Here is a 1,115-nt window from a genome sequence, read left to right as displayed (position 1 = left end):
CTTGAATTTTCATTGCTAGTGCAACGGGTGTGGATGAGATGGGCCCATGGGTTCCCGGTAGCATGGTGTTTGCTTACGACGACCAGACACCGGGAGGTTCCATGGGCCGGTACACTCATCTTACCTTGGAAGAGCGCGAGGAGATCATGCTGCTGGCGCACGAGGGCAGGAGCCACGGCGACATCGCCCGGGCGACGGGCAGGGACAAGGCGACCATCAGCAGGGAGATCGCGCGTAACTCGTTCACGGTCGGCCGGGGCCGCTGCTACCGGGCGTCGACCGCCCAGCGCGCCTACGAGGCGCGCAGGCTTTCCTGCGTGCGCACGCGCCGTCTGGACGACGGGGAGCTGGCGGGGCTGGTCGTCAAACTGATCGTCAAGGAGCGTTGGTCGCCCGATCAGATCGCGGGCAGGATCAGGCTCGAGAGGCCCGAGCTGGCGGTGTCCGCCTCGACGATCTACCGGGCCATCAACGCGCGCAGGCTCGATCCGCCCGACCTGGAGCGCACCAGGCGGGGACTCAAGGCGCGGCTGCGTCACAAGGGCAAACGCCGCCGCCGCAGGGACGGTCCGGAGGAACGGCGCGGCAAGATCCCCGGCGCCAGGCCCATATCCGAGCGTCCCGCCGAGGTCGAGTCACGTTCCAGGCTCGGCGACTGGGAGGGCGACACCGTCGTGGGCAGGGGCGCCGGCGCTTGCCTGGTCACGCTCGTCGACCGCAAAAGCGGCGGCCTGGACGGCGGCCGCGCCGCCTCGCACACCAAACGCGACGTCGCCGACGTGGAGATGGCCGCGCTGCTCAGACACCCGGAAAGCCGGACCGCGACCTTGGACAGGGGCATGGAGTTCGCCGATTTCAAACGGGTCGAGCAAGCCACCGGAACGGTCTTCTACTTCGCCCTGCCCCGCCATCCCTGGCAGCGCGGGACCAACGAGAACACCAACGGCCTGATCCGCGAGTACTTCCCCAAGGGCACCGACTTCGCCAACGTCAGCGACCAGGAGGTCCAGGCCGTGTTCGACGCTATCAACCGCAGACCACGCAAACGCCTCGGCTACCGCACGCCCCACGAAGTCCACCACTCAACCGTGTTGCACTTGCTCTGAAAATTCAAG

General features: G+C 67.2%; 1 protein-coding gene. It reads left to right on the top strand.

The window, feature by feature from the left end:
- The first annotated feature begins 101 nt into the window (after positions 1 to 101).
- A complete protein-coding gene (locus tag AC1AUD_RS13700) occupies positions 102 to 1,106 on the top strand; it encodes an IS30 family transposase (RefSeq protein WP_476574932.1) in 1,005 nt (334 codons plus the stop codon).
- Positions 1,107 to 1,115: the final 9 nt, after the last annotated feature.

The organism is Bifidobacterium sp. LH_730 (genome assembly GCF_056355835.1).
Note: the sequence above shows the minus strand (reverse complement) of the source record. Positions and strands in the feature narration are given on the sequence as shown.

Bases quoted from the DNA above. Each gene is read 5' to 3' on its own strand.
- AC1AUD_RS13700 (WP_476574932.1), top strand. From the start codon at position 102: ATGGGCCGGTACACTCATCTTACCTTGGAAGAGCGCGAGGAGATCATG.